Origin of the sequence: Salinicola sp. CPA57 (assembly GCF_003206035.1) — a bacterium.
In the GTDB taxonomy this organism is placed as follows: domain Bacteria; phylum Pseudomonadota; class Gammaproteobacteria; order Pseudomonadales; family Halomonadaceae; genus Salinicola; species Salinicola socius.
The window spans coordinates 56,275-75,862 of sequence record NZ_PZJR01000003.1 but is presented as its reverse complement, the minus strand read 5'-3'; the positions used below and the strand labels follow the sequence as shown (position 1 = coordinate 75,862).

The following is a 19,588-nucleotide window of genomic DNA, read 5'->3' as shown; positions in this document are numbered from 1 at the left end:
TCAGACAGAGCGTAGTAATGACTTGGGCCTCGACCGCTAACCCAACAGGAGAGAGATCGTCATGAAAGCGCTGGTCATACACGGCAAGCAGGATCTGCGCGAGCAGGAGTGGGAAACGCCCGAGCCGAAAGAAGACGAGGTGCGCGTGCGCATCGCCTGGGGCGGTATCTGTGGCTCCGATCTGCACTATTACCACGACGGCGCCAATGGGGCTTTCGTGGTGCGCGAGCCGTTGATCCCCGGCCACGAGCTCTCGGGCACCGTCGACCTCGACCCCAAGGGGGAGCTGGCACCGGGAACGCCGGTGACCTTCCACCCCGCCACCTTCGGTGAATGTCAGCCGGGCCTGGAAGGCCAACCGCATCTGTGGCCGAACGGCGGCTATCTGGGCTCTGCCTCCACCACGCCGCACACCCAGGGCGGGATGAGCGAATACCTGGTGATGAAACGCGACACGATTCGTCGCTTGCCGGAAACCCTGCCGCTCAAGCGTGCTGCACTGGCCGAACCGCTGGCGGTGGCACTGCACGGCATCAATGTCGCCGGCGGCGTCGAAGGTAAACGGGTACTGGTCTGTGGCTCGGGACCGATCGGTCTGCTGGTGGCCGCCGCGGCGCTGGCCAAGGGGGCACGCGAGGTAACGGCGACCGACGTACACGAGGGACCGCTGGAGCGAGCGCGGGCGTTGGGCGTGCACCATACGATTCGTATCGGTGAGCAGACCCCGGACCCGGAGTCGTGCGACGTTGCTCTCGAGTGCTCCGGTGTACCGGCCTCGATCGACACCGCCATCCGTGCAGTACGTCGCGCCGGGGTGATCGCGCAGATCGGCATGATGGGCGCCGGCCCGCAGCCGCTGGAACTGGCGCTGCTGATCTCGAAGGAGATTCAGTTACGAGGGTGCTTCCGCTTCAACGACGAGGTCGATGACGCCATCGCCCTGCTCGATAGCGACGCGCGCTTCGATCAGGTCATTACCCATGCCATGAACGCTGACGACGCTGTCGAAGCGTTTGCGGTCGCCAAGGATGCCCAGGTATCAGGCAAGGTGCTGATACGGCTCTGGTAGCCACAACGTACATACTAGGTCAGTACTTCTTAGTCAGTACTTCTTAGTCAGTACCTGGAAGCGACCAGCAGAGGCCGTCATGACCAAACAATCCGTATTCACCATGAAGCTCGAACGCGAGCTACGCGAAGCCTTCATGGCCGAGGCCGACGCCGTCCACCGACCGGCGTCGCAGGTCGCCCGCGAACTGATGCGGGAGTACGTCGAACGCCAGCGCGAAGCGCGCGAGCGCGATGAATTTCTACGCAGGAAGGTGGAAAAGGCCCGGGCCTCGATGCGGGCCGGTCGTGGCCGTCCGAACGATGAGCTCGAAGCCGAAGCGGCGGCCCGTCGGACGGCCCTGCTGCGCCAGATCGATGAGGTCGGCGAGTGAAGGTGATATGGACTCCGGAAGCCTGGGCCGACCGGCAGGACATTGTAGTTTACATAGCGGAGGACAATCCCCCACGAGAGCTATCGCCTCGTCTACGAACTCGATGGCGAGACGGTCTGGGTGCTGGCTCTGGCCCATACCTCCCCCCAGTGGCCACCCATCCAGGATGAACACTCTCAGCGCTGAGGCCTTCCAGGCGCGCGCTGGAGGCGCACCACACAATCCGTATTATTGAGCAGACCCGGTCTCAGAGTCCTTCGACGTCGCCCTCGAGGGCGCCGGCGCGCCTGCCTCGACAGGCTCACTCGCAGCACCGAAACCGATTCGGACGTCATCATGATTCTTCGTCCAGCAATCCGTGCCAAGGATTCTCATCCGCCGGCGGGCTAGCCTCACGGTCGTGGATGACAAGGCCGCTTTGTTGCTGAAGTCGCGCCTGAAAAGTCGACGCGCCAGCTACCGCTTGTCCTGCAATCGTTCTTCTTGATATCCGCTCATTTAAGACCTCCCTACCAGCGCTGCAAACCAGGAACGCCGTCTCCTCGTTTCGACGGGGGGTAACCTCTCGGCATCGCGCTCGGCCTGAATCGGCTCCGGCTGGGCCGGCTCTGATAGTGCCGAGTCTGGTTGGGACGCTTCTTGCTGGGCCGGCTCGGGCCGCATGGCCTCTATCTCAACCGGTTCCGGTTGAGCCAGTTCGGATTGAACCGTTTCGGGTTGAACGGGTTCGGTTTGAGCTGACTGGGTCGGGAGTTGCCCTTCGGAAGCGACGGGCGGAATCGCCACCGGTGCTGGGGCCGGCGCCTCGCCGCTTGCCACGACGGCATGGCGCGTGCCTCTCAGAAACGCGATGGCACGGTCGCGATCCGGCGTTTCGAGCAGTTCCTTGATCATCGAGACAGCGAGACCCGCCCTCTTGAGAATTGCGCGCCGATCCTGGCTGATAATGCTGTCGATATCGTTCGCTTCCAGGAAGCGACGGCGTGCCAGATCGTAGTCCCGGAATGGCTCTTCAGGCCAGAAGAAACGGTGGCGCACGGAGACGTTCCGGTGCGATCGATAGCCCGGCCGATTCAACTTCAACTGCTTTCTCTGGGAGGGACGGCCGCGCAGCATCATCGCCATGTATTCCTGCTCGGAGCGGTACATGCGATGAATGACGTAAGCACTCATGGGGCGAATGGCGGTGCTATCCGCCAGCTCCGGCTGCTTCTCGTTGAAAACCATCGGCGTGCCATCCGCACCCATTGGCACCACCGATTTTCCGAAAATCGGATGATGAACCCGCACGTGCTTTATCTCGACGCCCTCGAGCGGAATCAGCGTCTTTAAATGCGAAGACATTTCGTAGCCCGCGCCCCGCTGCAGGGGCGTAAACGGCGCGTGCTGCCCCAGTTCGCAATGCCACAAGTGGCAGATAGGGGCCGGCTTCCGGTCACGACACGTTGTCGCCACGAAGCGGTCAACGGTGGTGGAAAAATCATTGGGCGTCCAGAATTCATCGATATCCAGAAACAGCAGCCAATCCACGTGCTGCTGGCGGGAGCGGTCGAGCTCCCTGGCGTAGGCGATGGTCTGTAATTTGGCGCTGACGGCGGGATCGCAAAGATCGACCCAATCGATGAATTCGAACGTCACCTGGGGATGAGAACGATTGATTCGCTCCAGTACGGCTGACGAGGCGTCCGAGGTGCGATTGATGTAGACATGAATCAGATCGAAACCAAAATGGAGATGGTGAAAGACCCACTCCGCCAGGTAAGGGCCCTCATCCTTGGCAACGGCACAGACTTTAAAAAGCGGTTTCATGAATGGAGCCCCTCAAGCACCATGGCGCTTGACTGTTATTAAAATCATGGTGGATATCGACGGCTAGAACGCGCCAGATCCGGGAGAGCCGAAAAACGGCCTGGGAGGTGAAAAAGCGCATAGCAGCATCGCGTAACGCCCAATAACCGGCAAGATGGTTTCTCTAGCACTTATGTTGCGGCTCAAGATAAGCTCGCTGAATAATCACTTTGGAATATTCTTCGCGCGCCTGAACCCGCCCGACAGTTTCCAGGTTGGCGCTTGCCCCCAAGCCAGGCCTGAAAACCCAAAAAGCCACCCGAAGGTGGCTTTTCAAGAACGCGCGTCAGCCGAGCGTTTCACAGAGTCATTCGAGCTTCCGGCGGGCTTCGGTCAGTCACCACCGAAGAGATCGCGCGTATAGACCTTGTCGATGACGTCGCTCAGCTCGTCGGTCAGCCGGTTGGCCAGGATTACGTCGCAACGGGACTTGAACGCCGCCAGATCGGCGATCACCTCGGAATTGAAGAACGTCGGTTCTTCGAGTACGGGTTCGTAGACGACGACCTCGATCCCTTTCGCTTTCAACCGCTTCATGACGCCCTGCATGGCGCTGGCACGGAAGTTGTCCGACCCCGACTTCATGATCAGGCGATACACGCCGACCACCTTGGGGTGTCGTTCCATCACCGACTTGGCGATGAAGTCCTTACGCGTGCGGTTGGCATCGACGATCGCCGCGATGAGGTTGTTGGGCACGTTTTCGTAGTTCGCCAGCAGCTGCTTGGTATCCTTGGGAAGACAGTACCCGCCGTAACCGAAACTCGGATTGTTGTAGTGGTGGCCGATACGCGGATCGAGCCCGACGCCCTGGATGATCTGCTTCGCATCCAGGCCGAGCGTCTCGGCGTAAGTGTCGAGTTCGTTGAAATAGGCCACGCGCATGGCGAGGTAGGTATTGGCGAACAGCTTGATCGCCTCGGCTTCCGTACTGTTGGTCAACAGCACATCGATGTCCTGCTTGACCGCCCCTTCCCTGAGCAGCTCGGCAAAGGTCTCGGCACGCGCCGAACGCTCGCCCACGATGATCCTGGAGGGGTGCAGGTTGTCGTAAAGCGCCTTGCCCTCGCGCAGGAATTCCGGTGAGAAAATCAGGTTGTCGGTTCCGAAGCGGGTCGAGGCCTCGCCCGTGTAGCCCACCGGAACGGTCGACTTGATCACCATGGTCGCCTGCGGGTTCACCGCCATGACCTTCTCGATGACCGACTCGACACTCGAGGTATTGAAATAGTTGGTGATCGGATCGTAGTCCGTCGGCGTGGCGATGATCACGAACGCCGCGTCGGCATACGCCTTTTCCGCATCCAGCGTGGCCGAGAACTGGAGATCTCCCCGCGCAAGAAAGGCGGATATCTCGGTATCCTCGATAGGCGAAACCCGGTTGTTCAACATCTCGACCTTGGCGGGGACGATATCGACGGCGACGACCTCGTGGTTCTGCGCCAGCAGCATCGCGTTGGAAAGCCCCACATAGCCGGTTCCGGCTACCGCTATTTTCATACTCACGCCTCTCCCTGCGATTGAAGCGGGCCGACACTTACCCGCCTCGCGACCTCATTCATGATCCAGCGCCTGCTCAAACGAGCGCCCCTGAAACGATGCGCCATTCTAGCAGACTCGTCCGAGACCGGAATTAGGCGTTCTTATGAGCCTAAGCCTTTGCGCTTTCCTTCCAGATCAGATCGCAGGGCCAAGTCGCTGAAGACGTACCCCTTCGCCAGTACTTGGGCGTTGGTTATCGCAGGGTATTCTTCACTCAAACTTGTCTTTCCAATAAATGCCTTCTCTCACAGACTGCGCCGGTGTTCCCACACAAAGGCATCCACCCGGCAACGACTTCAATACCGTAGATCTCGCGCCAACCACACTGCCAGCTCCGATCGTAACGCCTTTATAGACATAGACGTTCTCCGCTATCCATACGTCGTCTTCGACAACAATGTCCTTTGCCGGGTTAATTCTTTCATCGGAAGCGACATCATAAATAGCGTGTTGATCGGATGTCCTGAATCTCACAGAGGCCAGAAGACATTTCTTACCGATAACGATGCTGGTCCCAGGTTCTCCACAATGAACTCTGGCTTCCTGGCTGTTGAATTTGGTTCCTGCGCCGATCGAAATACGGGATCCGGACTTCACGATCAGGCTGCCATTAATCTTGCACCTGGGGCCAATTTCGATAACGGAATCGTTGCCGTTGAACAATACCCTGACATCTACCATGTTTACGCCGGCACCGATGATCAGGGTATTGTTGACGCCAAGAAATCTCACGCTGGCTCTCTTGACTACCCGAGGATTGTTACGCCCTTTAATGATGTTCGTCGTTCCTCGCCCGCGAACGACAAGAGACTTCTCCTTTTTTTCAGCGGGCTTCACTTCTTCGACGAGCGTCTCGTTCTCGACCAACTTTCCCCCTCGTAAGCTGCACGGCTTACACTGTCATGAAAAAAAGCGTATCGGGCCATGGCTACCGATGTAGCACAATATAATCGATGGCTTCTTCCAGATCACAAGCTCTCCCAAGATCGGGATTGTAATATCGGGATAGATCGACATAGGCAAAATGGAAGACGTCGGTTAATCGTCTCTGTCTAGAACGCCTAGAAATTTGGAGCCGATCTTCGGTCAGCTCCCAACCAGCGTAGAATGGCATGCCATAGCAGTGCACTTTTTTACCGGCCATCAACGCTTCGAACCCCATTCCGGAAGTCACGACGTGGACTTCTTCAACGACATCGAACAACGCATGGGGATTGATATCGAAATCGATCAAAAAAACATTATCGACATTTTTGATGAAAGCGAGCGATTGATTATCGAAGTAACTGCCCTTGCCGCCAGTAATCGCATCGGGATGCTGTTTGATGAGGATATCGTGATTTGGATAATGATGAATAGCATCCTGCAACATCTTGCGGAATGTGGCTTCATCGGCCATTCCCGACACCACCGACTGATCACCACGACGCTGATCCAGGAGCAGGATTTTCAGCTTCTGCGGATTGCCTATCGACAGCGGCGCATCGGGAGCGTGGTTGTACTTGGAAACACGGCCTTCGACGATCTTGGCAATCAGCGCTTCCGCTCTGACCATCTCCTGTTCCGTAAGCTCGGGGCCCGATTGCAGCAACCTTTCCAGCCGAGAAGGCTTGGTCGCATCGTAGTAGGACGTCGTATCGTCCAGAATGATGGACAATCCCGGTTCCCCGGAAAGCCCGATACCTACCGAGCGAATGAAGCCGTCCTCAAGGATCACTAGTTCACGGCCGAGCGCGTTTCTCGCCTCCATCTGTTTCTTCTTCTCGAGCTTCTCCGTAATGCCCCACTGAACGAACAGATCGACAGAAGCCAGCTCGATGATGGAAGCCTTTCCCTGATTGCTCTGAATGCGTTGATTGGCGTTCAACATCGGCAGCAAATAGCGTTGAACGCCATGCCAGGTCGCATCGCTAGAGGGGATGGCGATGATATCGACGCGTTCCCGATTGAACACCTTGTTCAGTGGCGAGAGCTGGGGTGTCAAGACGCCTGGCCTGGCGGCCTCGATAAGATAGTCCCGTATCCGCGTCGTAGAGCGGCCGTCGAAACTGCCGTTGGAGAACTGGGAGGCCGCCCATTCCATACCCGCCTGATCAGCGACGAAGCCTTCTGCCAGATAAGTCTCGAGATGGCGTTTGATCTCGACGAGGTTGGTGGCCAAAGGAAAGCGACAAGGCGCCCAGATCTGATCGAAATCGACATACTTGGTGGACAGCGGCATCTTACCCATCAGAAAGCCTTCGAACATCATCGTGCTGTTCACCGACGCCACGACATCACTATGGTAGATCGCTTCCTCGGGGGGGACCAGATAGCAAAGTGCATCATCGATAGCGGCATAGCTAGAAAGCACGAGCCGTTTCTCCAGCCCGGCCCCCAGGATGTTGTCTTTGGAGGGTGGCAGCCGCACGATCAATTGATACTCCAGCGACTCACAGGCAGTCAAAAGATCGCCAATGGCCTTGCGTTGCGACTCGCGCGCGACTCTCATGTTCAACTGGGAATCGAGCGGCTGAGAGGCAAACAGGACGGTCTTTTGCGCTGGTGACAGCCCAAAGAGCCGAAAATACTGAGGCCGGCTGAGATTGGGCAGGTACTCGGTGTACTTGTCGAATTTGGGCGCCCCGACGCTGAAGAACCGAGAGGCCGGATATCCCCGCTCCACGAATATCGACTTCTGCAAATCCCCCCAACCCAGGATCACATCGGCCAACGGCTGTGAGGCATAGGATTTGGGATCCCAATAGTATTTGGTCTTATCCACGAATACCGATTCATGAGGAATCAAAATTCTCGGTATGGAAAGCTCTTCACAGACATGGGCAATGACCCGCATGACGGGTGCCCAGTCAAACGTGAAGATGATGCCCGCGAGCTTTGGGCGAAGCGGGATCAGTCGCCGAACGATCATTTTCCGATAAGTGTCCGGGTTTTCCCGTGCGAATCTCAACACCTCTCTTCGATGAGTATTCAGGTCCGCAACAAAATCCAACGGCGCGAGCGTATAGTCCTCTTCGGATTGGATATTGTCGATCAGCGTGTTGGTATGCTCGGCGATCCAGGGTATGTAGAGGAATATCGGCTTGGAGGATTCCATGGCCAGCTTCAGCTCGTATCCCGCCTCGGGCCGGTACCAGTCAGGTATGAATCGTTCGCTCTTGTTGCCATGACTAATTACCGCAGTCGCATCGCCTTTAGGCAATGTCGTGAGCGCACTCTTTCGGGCTTTCTCTCCAGCCTGCTTCTTGCGGTAAGCGTCTTGCCAAAATAGAACCGGATGCTTGAAGAACTTGGTCGTTTTACTCATGGGAATGGACTCGGAGTGATTCAGGCATCAAAACTCTTGATAACGCCTAGCGGCCTACCCGACTCGGCGACGATCAACGAGGTCAGTTTGCGTTCGCGCATCAGAAGTTCGCAGTCGTGGAGATTGACATCGCCAGCCACCGTGACGGGCATTCTCCCCATGATGTCTCGCGCGGTCAGAGCGTCGGTTACCGAAAACTTCTCGATGGCACGCCGAAGATCACCATCGGTAATGACCCCCAACAGTTCAGACCGAGGGGAAACTATACAAACGATCCCCCTTTCGCCCTGGCTGATTTTATTCACTATATGGTCAAACGATGCCTCGGCCGGGAGACATGGCACATCGTGCATGACGTCCCTGGCCAGGGTCAGAAGCCTTCTCCCCAAGGAACCACCCGGATGAAAACGCGCGAAATCGACGGGCATGAAGGCCCGACGATTCATCAAGGCCACGGCCAGGGCATCCCCCATCACCAGTGTCGCGGTGGTCGACGTCGTCGGTGCGAGATTGTTCGGGCAGGTTTCCCGTTCGATGGAGACATCGAGATGAACATTCGCGCTCCGTGCCAGGGTCGAGTCGGTGCGGCCCGTGATCGCTATCGTTCTGGCCTCTATGTGGCGTAGATAGGGGATGAGCTTGATGACCTCGTCCGTCTCGCCGCTGTAGGAGATCAGGATCACCAGATCGACACCGCCGATCATCCCCAGATCACCGTGATAGGCCTCGCCCGGATGGACGAAGAAGCTAGGGGTACCCGTAGAAGCCAGTGTCGCCGCGATTTTCCGCCCGATGATCCCCGACTTGCCCATCCCACAGACGATGACCTTGCCCGTGCAGGACAAGATCAGCTCTACAGCTTCGAGAAACGCCTCGTTGAGTGACTCACCGATCGCGTCCAACGCGCGGGCCTGATCTTCGAACACGCGCCGCGCCAGCGTCAGAGACTCGCTGCTGGCCGGTGAAGGCGCCCCTCTCAGTGGGGTGACGATCTCCATATCGTTCTCCTCTCGTAATCTGCCGTGCCAAATGGCTTTCGCCAGGCACTCACCCAGAGCGCCTTATGGCATTAGCGTGAAGAAACGATGACAGAGAAAGATGACGGTTCTATTGCCGTTACATGTCAGCGATGTGACTCGTTGCCAACGAAATCTCTCATTCGGTCTGGCCAGGCGGTGAATTTCAGGCACAAAAAAAGCAACCATCAAGGTTGCTTTTAAAGGAACAAGACTGGCTCAACGGCGTGCTTTCACCGCCGGCGCAATGGATCTATCTCATATCTGACGCCGGTCGATGACATGCCAGGAAGATTGACCGCCCTTGGCCGCGGCTTTCCTGTCTTCCTGGGCCCGCATGCGCTGAAGGACGCGATACTGAAGCCGATTGAAGTAATCGAACCCCAAGCCTGGCAGCGGCAGGAATGGATTGGTGCGGCTCATGCCCCATAACGCCAAACGCGAACTGCCCGGTTCCGCATTGCCCCGCGCGTGGACGCCGAAGGTATTGGCGATCAGCAACGTATTGGCCTTGACCCGGAACGGCTTTGGCCCGCCCTCGCCCAATCGTTCAGCCTCTTCCTGGCTTACCCGAAACGAGCCCCGCGCCGTGTAGCGGTCCGCATGTTCCTTCGCCCGCAGGCTCATCTGATATTCCCACTTCAAACGCTCGCGATGGGGATGATTGGAACCGGGCACGAACACGAAGGGGCCGTTTTCGTCCGTCACGTCTTCCAGGTACAGCCAGAACTTCATGGTCGGCTGGAACGTATCGACGTGCAGGTTCTTCTGCGGATCGCGCTCCGTCATGCTATCCCGGCTACCGTTGTGCACGTTCTCGATATGGCAGATCGGCAAGCGCGCGTGCCCTGCGCAGTAACGGAACAGCCGCTTCAGGCTGGCTTCGTCCAGAACCGACCGCAGCGTCGGTAACTGCTCGACCACTTCCGGCGCGAGCAGAATCCGATGCGTGTTGGTATCGCCCTGGCAACACTCGCGGATCTCGCCCGAATACTGACGTACTTCGTTCAGCAACGCCTGGAACGTCTCATCCGACAGGTAATTCTCTTTTAGTACGTACCCGTAGCGTTGGAACTGCTCCCGATCCGTCTTTGGCACACCGCCTGACAGCATCGCCATCCGTAGCCGAGACATCCAATAGGCAGACCATACCCGAGCAGCATGCAGGCCATAACGATTCAGGCGCTCGCTCCCCAGCAATGGATTAGCGGCGAATGACTTGGCGCCAGTGAAAAGCTCACCAAACCAGATCGGATATCGAGTCCAGGATTTCATTACGGATTCCTCAATGGCAGAGGCGGGGATTACGTGAGTTTGACGCGCTTTTGTTCCCAAGCCCAGGCATGCGCGACGATTGTATCGATATCCGCATATCGTGGGTTCCAACCCAGAATTGATTTGGCAGCGCGGGAATCCGCTACCAGATTGGCGGGGTCCCCTGCTCGCCGGGGCGCATCTTCGTAAGGCACCGGCTGGCCGGTAACGCGCTCAACGGCATCCAGCACTGCCTGAACACTGAAGCCATTACCATTACCCAGGTTGAATCGCGTCGTCGGGTTACCTGCCCATAGATACTCAAGGGCGCGTAAATGCGCCTCAGCGAGATCCGTGACATGAATGTAGTCGCGAATGCAGGTTCCATCCTTCGTCGGATAATCCCTGCCAAAGACCTTCAAGGGAGGCCTCGCACCGAGTACCGCATGCAGCGCCAGGGGAATCAAGTGGGTTTCGGGATCGTGCCGCTCGCCGATGTGGCCCTCTGGGTCGGCGCCCGCCGCATTGAAGTAGCGCAACGCCACTGACTTCAATCCGTATGCGCGATCGAAGTCCTCCAGCATCCGTTCAACCATGTACTTGCTGGCGCCATAAGGATTGATAGGCGCCTGGCGGTGCCCTTCATCGATCGGGCTGTATTCAGGCTCTCCGAAAACCGCCGCCGTCGAAGAGAAGATCAAAGGCCCGACATCATGCTCAACCATCGCTTCCAGCAACGTCAAGGTCTTGGCGACATTGGAGCGGTAGTACCGAGCCGGCTCGACTACCGATTCGCCAACCTGGATCAGAGATGCAAAGTGCAGCACACCGTCAAACTTTTCATCGCTGAACAGAGAATCCAATAATCTACGATCACCGACGTCGCCAATAACCAATCGTACATTATCCTCGACAATGGCGTTTTCAAAGCCTGTCGAAAGATCATCCAGCACGACGACTCGGTGCCCGGCAGTGGTCAATTGTTTGACCATATGCGAGCCTATGTATCCGCAGCCACCGATAATCAAAACAGGTTTCATTTGCAGCATCAAAAATCAGCTCATTTTATGCAAAAAGCATTCGAAAACGAACATCTGCTTAACGATGTAATAACTTCGAATGCAAAGATCGCAGAAGTTCTTCTGTTGTTGACCAATCAATACACGCGTCTGTAATAGATACACCATATTTGAGTTTGGAAGGATCTTCGGAAAGCGATTGCGCCCCCCATTCAAGATTTGACTCCAGCATCAAGCCTATTATCGAGTGATTCCCCTCCAGAATTTGATTTGCGACATTATCGGCTACTAAAGGTTGATTAGCCGGATCTTTCAATGCATTAGCGTGGCTACAGTCAATCATTATATTAGGACTTAGCCCGGCGGCGGACAATTTTTCTTCGCACCTTTTAACACTAACGGAATCATAGTTGGTGCCATTATTACCCCCGCGCAAAATCACATGCGAAGAACTATTACCTTTTGTTGAGACGACAGAAATCTGACCATTTTCATCCATCCCTAAGAAGTTATGGGGATGCATAGAGGATTTAATCGCATTTATCGCAACATCCAAGCCTCCGTCAGTGCTATTTTTAAATCCCACAGCACAAGAAAGACCTGAAGACATTTCACGATGCGTTTGAGACTCTGTTGTACGAGCCCCAATTGCCGACCAACTAATCAAATCCTGCAAGTATTGTGGTGAAACAGGATCGAGGGCTTCTGTGGCTAAAGGAAGCCCGATTTCAGACAAATCTAGAAGAAGCTTTCTAGCCAGTTTTAGCCCCTCTTCAATCTCGAACGAGTCGTCTAAGTGCGGATCATTAATCAACCCCTTCCAGCCAACGGCAGTCCTAGGCTTTTCAAAATAAACCCTCATCACTATCAGCAGCCTATCCTCAAGTTCACAGCTAAGAGATTTAAGCTTTTTGGCATAATCCAGTGCAGCAAAAGTGTCATGAATTGAACAAGGTCCCACGACGACAATAAGACGGCCGTCAACACGAGCTAATATTTTTTTAACATCTGAGCGACCCTTACATATTGTATTGGCAGCGCGCTCAGTTATAGGCATAGCGTCCTTTAGTTCTTTAGGGGGTAAAATAGATTTAAAGCCCATTATATTCTGATCCATTAATTCCATAACAATCTCACACGGGTTAGATGTTGTATTAAAAATCATTCAGACAGAATATAATCCATCATATCTTCAATCTTGTTAAACCACATCTCTTTAACATCTTTCAAATCAGCAAAACCCCAAGCCGCGTGGACAAAATGAGCACCAGCTCGCTGCGCGGTTTGCCGATCAGAATCCATATCGCCTACATAGATAGTATTGTATGGATCTACGCCCAGCTGGATGCATGCCAGTAGTAGCGGATCAGGATTAGGCTTGCCCCTACCCGATGGTACATCTTCAGGACTTATAACAATGTCAAAACTAACATCAGAAAAGTGATAATTTAGAATGTCAGCGGTTCTTTTTTTGGTTTTCGATGTAACTACCGAAACCAAAAGCCCAGCTTCTTTAGCTTGCTTCAAAGCCTGAACAATACCCTCAAAAACTACGACATGCCCAACTTCAGAGGAAGAAGATGCATCGTACACTTCTTTGACCCTCGAAAAGGTAGCAGTATCGCACCCTACTTCCGAAAGTATATTATAAAAAGGAATGCCAATATGTTTTTTGTATTCAGAAAATTCGATATTTTGATCAGTGGCATCCATGGCTTTTTGCCAAGCGCGCTCCATCACAGGAAGGGAATCAATAAGGACACCATCCATGTCAAAAGAAATATGCTTAATATTTTTGAAAGGCACATCATCATTTGCAAGATTTATAAAAAAATCATCAGTTGAAAATGTCTGTGCTTGTGGATCGTAATCGTGAAGCAATGTGGCCAACGAAAAATCTTTCGGCTCATCGATATCAACTGCTTCCTTAAAATCAACCTCAACTAAAAAAGGCTTGCCCGATATTCGAGTATTATTCTTCAAATAGTCTTCTTTTCGAAATACATAAAAGCCGCTAGTTTCTGTAAAGACCGGGGCCAAATCCTGAGTTTGAGCCATGTCATGTGGCTTATAATTTAGAGGCTTATCATCGTACCATGCATATGTCTGGTGCTTTTGTACCGCAAAGGCACAATCATAATCACCTGACATCACAGCCTCCACCCCCTTAGTAATCGACTCTTTTTTAATGTAAGGGCCAGTGGCATGACATAGCACTATAATGTCTGCATCAATTTGCTCAACAGCAAATCGAAAAAGCTCGTTTGCCTTCACATTATCGCCATCAAGTCGCTTGGGGCGCATAAGAAGCTCGACAGAATTTGGCAAAAGTGATAACACTTGCGGCTGACTGGTATAACATAAAATTTTAGACAAGTGTTGCACATTAACTAATGCGTCAAACACATGGTAAGATAGCGGACGATCGCCTAACCTCAGAAAGTTTTTATTTGGAAGCCGACGAGACTTCAACTTCAACGGCACTAACGCAGCCACTTTTTCCATATAAACCCCAACATTTAATTTGAAATGAATTCAACTACTTGGTACGCCCAACAATTAATGCCAAGCAGCAACTTCATATTTGATAACCATAAGCCTCGATCAGCTTATCGACATACTCGTATGGAGATAGATTTAAAACCCCACTCAATTCATTATCCGCCTCGATTACTGATGCCACATATAACCCTCTTGTGAAACAGAAATTAGATACAGGGTCGTGGTAAACAAAACCGGCAGTGCTAAAATTAGGCTTTTCTCTATAATTCACATTCACTCTATTGTTATCAACCCATAAATTTGCATTAAAGATTTTTACCTTGGATGGGTTGTATCTCAATATATCAAGTAAAGTTTTCTGAATGGCATTAGCTGAGCCATGATAAAATGGATTGAACTGAATTTTTTGTACCGGCAAGCGTCTCGCACAGCGTCCTTGAAACTCAGGCATATCTTTGACGTAATTATAAGCCCCGCCGCTATGCAAGCTATACTTTAGCGTCTCAATTGCTCTGGCATTTCGACGTTCTTTCATGATCTGCTTAACATCAGCTGTAATATAATAAGAAACGTCGGTGCGAGAGCCAAATCGCGCAGTATCAAACCCATCCAAACCTTTATAATTAAAGCGAATGACAACATCAAAGCTGTCAATCTCTTTCCCGTTTTCCTTGAAGGTGTCCACCGGGCCGACTATCGCAACTGACTTTCCATTTAGAATTTTTTCGTACTCGGTATCAAAGTATCTTGGTTTACGTTTAAAATAGTGGCGGTAGCTATCGGTTGTGCCGTCATATAATTTTAAAGCAGCAGCTAAAAAACCAGACGGAGCATCACCAGAGACAGAGGCTATCTCTTCGCCTAGTTCTTTAGAAATTTTAATAGAATCGATAGCACCAATAGCGAGCTGATTGTAAAATCTAAATTTCTTGAAGAGGGGTAAATCACCCGCCATTAAAGCCAAAGAACTAAGCACCAACTGTTCATTCTTACTTATTACTTTATTTCTAAGAACAACCATCCGTTCAAAGGACAAAGCGAGCTCTTTTAATATTTCTTTCGGTACGGTAGCAAATCCCCCATCTAAGTTATGCACAAGGAAAATATCGCCCGCAGAACTTATAATATTACTTTTCTCTTCTGCATCAGTAGAATGTAATTCGGCGTAAGCAATAGACAAGGCCAACAAAGAATTAAAAAACAAATAGTTGCATTTAAGATAGTCAGTTGCACTTAGTGGTAATGAAGCAATCAATTCTATTATAGAAGCAAACTGATTATCAGAAAAAAGCTCCCTGTAGGAAATAATATTTTCTTTGTGCGATAAAATCGCTTCAGACTCACCTATCAATCTCATCTGAAGAAAATGGAAAAATCCTTCATAGCAATGCGCATTCAACAATGACTTGAGTAGGAAGACGTCCGAGTATTTATTTAGTGAATCAGCCGATAAACCACGCTCTAAACTGCTCGCGGCCTCATCCAATGTTCTCTTCTCTATGTAGCAAGAATTTATCACTTCGTCACCAATCTTTAATCGATATGAGTCTTGAAATAAGAAGAAGGTGTAATCCTCCTCCAAGTCAAATAGAGATCCTATCAAGCCAGTATAACTTTAAATATAAACATAGATATGCGTGATATTATATGCAGCACTAGCGAAACGAACCAAGTTTCCTAAATTATTTCCTGTAACAGAAGAAATTGAGCATCTCAAATCAGTATCGTCAAGACATCATATTAAAGCTTCGCCTGTAAATTTAACTACTTCTGGCTTGAGGAGCTTAACTTCATTTTTCAAGATTAAACTTTCAAGCGTATCTAGGCACACATCTACATTTGAAAAATCCAAACCATTAGTATTTGGCAAATCAAATCTCCACCATTCTAAAGTCATTAGCCTTTCTATAATTTTTTCCGAAAACCTATATCTGATAATTTTAGCCGGCACACCGCCTACAATCGCATAGGGTGGGACATTTTTAGTGACGATAGAGCCCGCTGCGATTACCGCCCCACTACCGATTTCAACCCCTCTCATCACCATAGCGCCAGCCCCTATCCAAACATCATGTCCCACCCGAATTTTCGATTTTACAGGAATCTCTCGACTAAGTTCAGCCGCACGATTTTTTGAGATTAACCCGGTCGCGCCCCACTGAAAAGGGTGGGTCGAAAGCCAGTCAACTGGGTGATCCCCATCTCCGATGACCACGTCAGGTGCGATAGAGCAATAGCGTCCGATAACTTTGGTGCCCGGTGATAAGCGGCAACCGCTTCGTATATATGAATATGCTCCGATACTTCCACGCATTCCATAAGTACCGTCTAAGGATACCGGTGTCTCACATGAAAGTACGGTTCTAGCGCCCATAGACATCGTTTTTCGAACGCTAACCCCCATAGTATTAAGCTGTTTACGAAAGTCTATTTTCAACAAAACACCCCCATCAAATCTTTATGCATTAAATCAACAGAAAAGTTTACAAAAATTCAACCGCATAAAATATAACGTTGGCCTTGACTGCTCAGCCAGCTATTGGCATTTCATATCCTGGCAGTAGCTGACGAGCTCTTTATATATAACATCTGAGCCGTTTATACCCAAAGATTTCCCAAACAAACACTCCCCAACTTTTTCAGCCTTAAACTTCTCCTGACTATAACTTTCAAGACAGCGATCGATTTCACTCAACAAATCATCTTCAGTTTGCAAGACTTCACCTGGAAGTTCACTTCTAAAATCAATATGTGAACCATGATAAGTAAGGTACTTATCAACATCAAACTGGAAAAACAATACGGGTTTTTTGAGATAATAAAAATCCCACGCCACGCTGGAATAATCTGTTATCAACAGCTTTGCACGCATCAGCAAATCTCTCACCGACGCTTGTCCAAATTGAATTAAATTAACGTGATCACTCACCACATCGAAATGTTTTAGCTGCTCTATGATTTTAGGATGCAGATAAAAGTTTAACTTTACTTTGTATCTATCAAGGACTTCTGCCAGCTTCAATGAGGAGAGAAGGCTCGTGTATTCTTTAAAGTACTCGGTAGCTCTAAACTCTTCATCCTCAAGGCCTTCCAGCCAGTTTCTCCAGGTTGGCATAAGGAAAATTTCATCAAATTTTTCAGATTGATCAACAAATGTATGCCAACGCGGGAAAGGTGCTACAATCAACTCACTAGCCAAGTAACCGAAATTATCTCTGAGTATAACGTTCCTTTCAAATTCACAAGTAACGACAAATCGATCCGCCGCGCAGATATGGCTAGTTTTAGCGAGATTGATATCGTTTTTCTTCATAGCAGTAACCCCATGTTGCAGGAAAACATAGGGCTTGTTAAAGACCGCTTCGCGGAATGGACCAAATACCCGCCGCCACGCATATGCGTGCCCTCGAGTCTCCGATGAAATCATGAGCTCACAGGATAATAGCAAGAGCATGTGTTTTTTAGACATGAAATCAACAACATGGTCTTCATAGCCGACGAGGTTCTGGCGATCAGGTGAGTCCTTGTCAATAACGTAATAAACGTTTTCGCGCTTGTTGACAATGTCAAGGAAAAAATAATAAGCATTATCCTGGGCGGTATTTGAAAACTTCTCAAATATCAACCAAACCTTCATATCCTTCAGACTTTTTTCGTTCTCTTTATATTCTTCATAAGCTTGTATTTCCAACTCCCGATATGCTTCATCATCAAACTGATTGTAATGGCGCTTGATAAATGAAATGCTTTTTTGGCTAGCCGTCAGGTAAGGGTAAATGATGTAGTGGTCTTGTGAAAATGAAAAGCTCAGCGGATATTCTCTGAGCTTTTCCTTAACATCCTCGATGAGGATATTGGTTTTCCTTTGTACCTCGTACCGACATCCATCTTCAGCAAACAATGTCATCGAAATGCTGTAGTCGTGATAGAGGAAAGCTAGGTCCATATCACGTAAATCTACATCAAAGCTGCAATAGATTTCGTCTTTAGACTGATAGTGTATAGATGGTAAAAAATGAAAACTATTACCCGATTCCTCATAAACCTCTCGTTGGTTAATGATAAGAGAATGCACATCGACTGCTAACAACGGGTATTTAAATGACACTTTGAACCAAAAACGATATACTCCACCTGAATAGATAAAGTCTGAAAGTGTCAAGCTAACTTCTTTTTTATACGCCGCAGCTAGAATCAACTCATTGCTTAAAGCGTTAAATACGCTTAAAGCCTTATCAACTTTTTTATCAGAATACAATGCATAGGCCAACCTATAATACCAATAAGTAGACCTAATTGACTTTCTTTCAATTGCTTTTTCGTAAGCGTCAACTGCTTGGCCCCACCGCTCCGTTTTTTCATATATTTTCCCGAGCGAATACCAAGGTGATGCTTCATCAGGGTGCTTGCGCGATTCTTCTTCAAGCAAATACAAAGCAGGTACGCTAATGTCGTCTTTATAGCTTCTGAGCGACGCATCAATTTCATCACTCTGAAGGTCGATTCCCGGCTTTTCGCGAGTGGCAATGTTAGCCTCAGCTGCCTCTAGGTTACGCCCGACCTTCTGTAACACGCTACCAAGACGTCGACGCCATTGTGCTGGCGGTCTTGAATGCATCAGGATGGCATAGCGATATGCGTCGATTGCAGGGTCCCACTTCTCTTGCATTTCGAGTACGTAAGCTAGCTTATAATGCCATTTGGGCAGCCCACCGGAAATGGCTAATCCAATTTGATAATGACGAGCAGCTTCTTCCCACTGATTACAGTGATCGTAAGCCAGACCAGCACAATAATGTAGCTCTCCGTCTATAGGATGATTTAGAAGCTGATCGAGATAAGCGTCCCTAGCCGCTTTCCATAGCGCGCGCTGCTGATGAAATACACCAATCCCGTATCGCTTTGCATCTAATGAATCATCCAGAGCGATTGCCTTATCGTAATAAGAATTTTGGCCATTTTCATCTTGCGACTTTACGCCAGTGCATTGCAATAAGTACCCAGCTCGATAATACCAATTGGCTGGTGATACTACCCCTTGCGAATCATTGATATGGATAGCTTTTTCGAAATACCTAAATGCAGCTTCCCGCGCGGTTTTTACTTCGTTTATCTCACCCAACCGAAAATATAAATCCGCCGAACTATCATCTCGAGACACAAGAACTTCCAACTGTTCCTGTTCCTGCCACCACTTCCCTTGCTTCTTCAGCAAGTTGACCAACTGTTTACGAAGTTCAAGATCATTTTCCGGGTACTCAGCCAGATGAGACCGGAGTAGCTTTTCTTTTTCCCAGCTTGGCTTTTTTGAGCTGCTTACAGCGTTATTCAACGCCTGTGATAGTTGGACGCTCCACTGAGACTGTGTGGGATTTTTTTCCAGCGCCAGAGCAATATGATTATAAGCCAGATCATATTTTTTTTGCCGAAACTCACTCATACCCAGTTTGAAGTATGATGGGGCATGGTCTGGCTTTTCATCAATAGCCACAAGAAAGAGCTTTTCCGCTGCGAGCCATTTTTTATTACGAAACTGGACTAAACCCGAGTTATATGCCTTCGGATTTTTACTGCGCATGATATTGAAGGCACTGAAAACTTTAGCAATCACATCTCTCACCTGAACATCCCTGTTCTATACCAGTTGAATTCGAGGAA

The 19,588-nt window shown here is 50.6% G+C and carries 14 protein-coding genes; 2 read left to right on the top strand and 12 right to left on the bottom strand.

From position 1 onward, the window contains the following. Positions 1 to 61 precede the first annotated feature (61 nt). A complete protein-coding gene (locus DOM36_RS02725) occupies positions 62 to 1,069 on the top strand; it encodes an L-idonate 5-dehydrogenase (protein ID WP_110641219.1) in 1,008 nt (335 codons plus the stop codon). A 79-nt stretch (positions 1,070 to 1,148) separates the two neighbouring features. Continuing rightward, positions 1,149 to 1,442, top strand: a complete 294-nt coding sequence (locus DOM36_RS02720) for an antitoxin of toxin-antitoxin stability system (RefSeq protein ID WP_110641217.1) — start codon at positions 1,149 to 1,151, stop codon at positions 1,440 to 1,442. A 498-nt stretch (positions 1,443 to 1,940) separates the two neighbouring features. Here the strand turns inward: DOM36_RS02720 and DOM36_RS02710 are convergent, their stop codons facing one another. From DOM36_RS02710 to DOM36_RS02655, 12 genes are all read right to left on the bottom strand, one after another. Beyond that, positions 1,941 to 3,251 (bottom strand): glycosyltransferase family 2 protein, encoded by a 1,311-nt coding sequence (locus tag DOM36_RS02710; RefSeq protein ID WP_110641215.1) that lies wholly within the window; start codon positions 3,249 to 3,251, stop codon positions 1,941 to 1,943. Positions 3,252 to 3,623: 372 nt separating this feature from the next. Beyond that, entirely contained in the window at positions 3,624 to 4,790 is a 1,167-nt protein-coding gene (locus DOM36_RS02705) for a nucleotide sugar dehydrogenase (protein WP_110641213.1), read from the bottom strand. A gap of 252 nt (positions 4,791 to 5,042) precedes the next feature. Continuing rightward, a complete protein-coding gene (locus tag DOM36_RS02700; RefSeq protein WP_110641211.1) occupies positions 5,043 to 5,699 on the bottom strand; it encodes an acyltransferase in 657 nt (218 codons plus the stop codon). A gap of 61 nt (positions 5,700 to 5,760) precedes the next feature. Next, on the bottom strand, positions 5,761 to 8,139 hold the full coding sequence (locus DOM36_RS02695; RefSeq protein WP_110641208.1) for a hypothetical protein: 2,379 nt from the start codon (positions 8,137 to 8,139) through the stop codon (positions 5,761 to 5,763). Between the two features lie 20 nt (positions 8,140 to 8,159). After that, positions 8,160 to 9,137, bottom strand: a complete 978-nt coding sequence (locus tag DOM36_RS02690; protein ID WP_110641206.1) for a KpsF/GutQ family sugar-phosphate isomerase — start codon at positions 9,135 to 9,137, stop codon at positions 8,160 to 8,162. A gap of 276 nt (positions 9,138 to 9,413) precedes the next feature. Further along, entirely contained in the window at positions 9,414 to 10,430 is a 1,017-nt protein-coding gene (locus tag DOM36_RS02685; protein ID WP_110641204.1) for a phytanoyl-CoA dioxygenase family protein, read from the bottom strand. Between the two features lie 29 nt (positions 10,431 to 10,459). Then, positions 10,460 to 11,458, bottom strand: a complete 999-nt coding sequence (galE, locus tag DOM36_RS02680; protein ID WP_232823709.1) for a UDP-glucose 4-epimerase GalE — start codon at positions 11,456 to 11,458, stop codon at positions 10,460 to 10,462. Positions 11,459 to 11,507: 49 nt separating this feature from the next. Further along, a complete protein-coding gene (locus DOM36_RS02675; RefSeq protein ID WP_110641202.1) occupies positions 11,508 to 12,554 on the bottom strand; it encodes a 3-deoxy-7-phosphoheptulonate synthase in 1,047 nt (348 codons plus the stop codon). Between the two features lie 35 nt (positions 12,555 to 12,589). After that, positions 12,590 to 13,933 (bottom strand): HAD hydrolase-like protein, encoded by a 1,344-nt coding sequence (locus DOM36_RS02670; RefSeq protein ID WP_110641200.1) that lies wholly within the window; start codon positions 13,931 to 13,933, stop codon positions 12,590 to 12,592. Positions 13,934 to 14,006: 73 nt separating this feature from the next. Further along, positions 14,007 to 15,512: a hypothetical protein gene (locus DOM36_RS02665; RefSeq protein ID WP_110641198.1), complete on the bottom strand. Its 1,506-nt coding sequence runs from the start codon at positions 15,510 to 15,512 to the stop codon at positions 14,007 to 14,009. A 153-nt stretch (positions 15,513 to 15,665) separates the two neighbouring features. Beyond that, on the bottom strand, positions 15,666 to 16,367 hold the full coding sequence (locus DOM36_RS02660; protein ID WP_157958547.1) for a CatB-related O-acetyltransferase: 702 nt from the start codon (positions 16,365 to 16,367) through the stop codon (positions 15,666 to 15,668). A 99-nt stretch (positions 16,368 to 16,466) separates the two neighbouring features. Continuing rightward, complete coding sequence (locus DOM36_RS02655) at positions 16,467 to 19,550, bottom strand: CDP-glycerol glycerophosphotransferase family protein (RefSeq protein ID WP_110641194.1); 3,084 nt, start codon at positions 19,548 to 19,550, stop codon at positions 16,467 to 16,469. Positions 19,551 to 19,588 lie beyond the last annotated feature (38 nt).

What these genes read in the sequence shown, in the direction of transcription:
- DOM36_RS02710 (WP_110641215.1), bottom strand. Translation starts at nt 3,251, where the DNA reads ATGAAACCGCTTTTTAAAGTCTGTGCCGTTGCCAAGGATGAGGGCCCT.
- DOM36_RS02725 (WP_110641219.1), top strand. Translation starts at nt 62, where the DNA reads ATGAAAGCGCTGGTCATACACGGCAAGCAGGATCTGCGCGAGCAGGAG.
- DOM36_RS02675 (WP_110641202.1), bottom strand. Translation starts at nt 12,554, where the DNA reads ATGGAATTAATGGATCAGAATATAATGGGCTTTAAATCTATTTTACCC.
- DOM36_RS02720 (WP_110641217.1), top strand. Translation starts at nt 1,149, where the DNA reads ATGACCAAACAATCCGTATTCACCATGAAGCTCGAACGCGAGCTACGC.
- DOM36_RS02695 (WP_110641208.1), bottom strand. Translation starts at nt 8,139, where the DNA reads ATGAGTAAAACGACCAAGTTCTTCAAGCATCCGGTTCTATTTTGGCAA.
- DOM36_RS02685 (WP_110641204.1), bottom strand. Translation starts at nt 10,430, where the DNA reads ATGAAATCCTGGACTCGATATCCGATCTGGTTTGGTGAGCTTTTCACT.
- DOM36_RS02670 (WP_110641200.1), bottom strand. Translation starts at nt 13,933, where the DNA reads ATGGAAAAAGTGGCTGCGTTAGTGCCGTTGAAGTTGAAGTCTCGTCGG.
- DOM36_RS02690 (WP_110641206.1), bottom strand. Translation starts at nt 9,137, where the DNA reads ATGGAGATCGTCACCCCACTGAGAGGGGCGCCTTCACCGGCCAGCAGC.
- DOM36_RS02705 (WP_110641213.1), bottom strand. Translation starts at nt 4,790, where the DNA reads ATGAAAATAGCGGTAGCCGGAACCGGCTATGTGGGGCTTTCCAACGCG.
- galE (WP_232823709.1), bottom strand. Translation starts at nt 11,458, where the DNA reads ATGCTGCAAATGAAACCTGTTTTGATTATCGGTGGCTGCGGATACATA.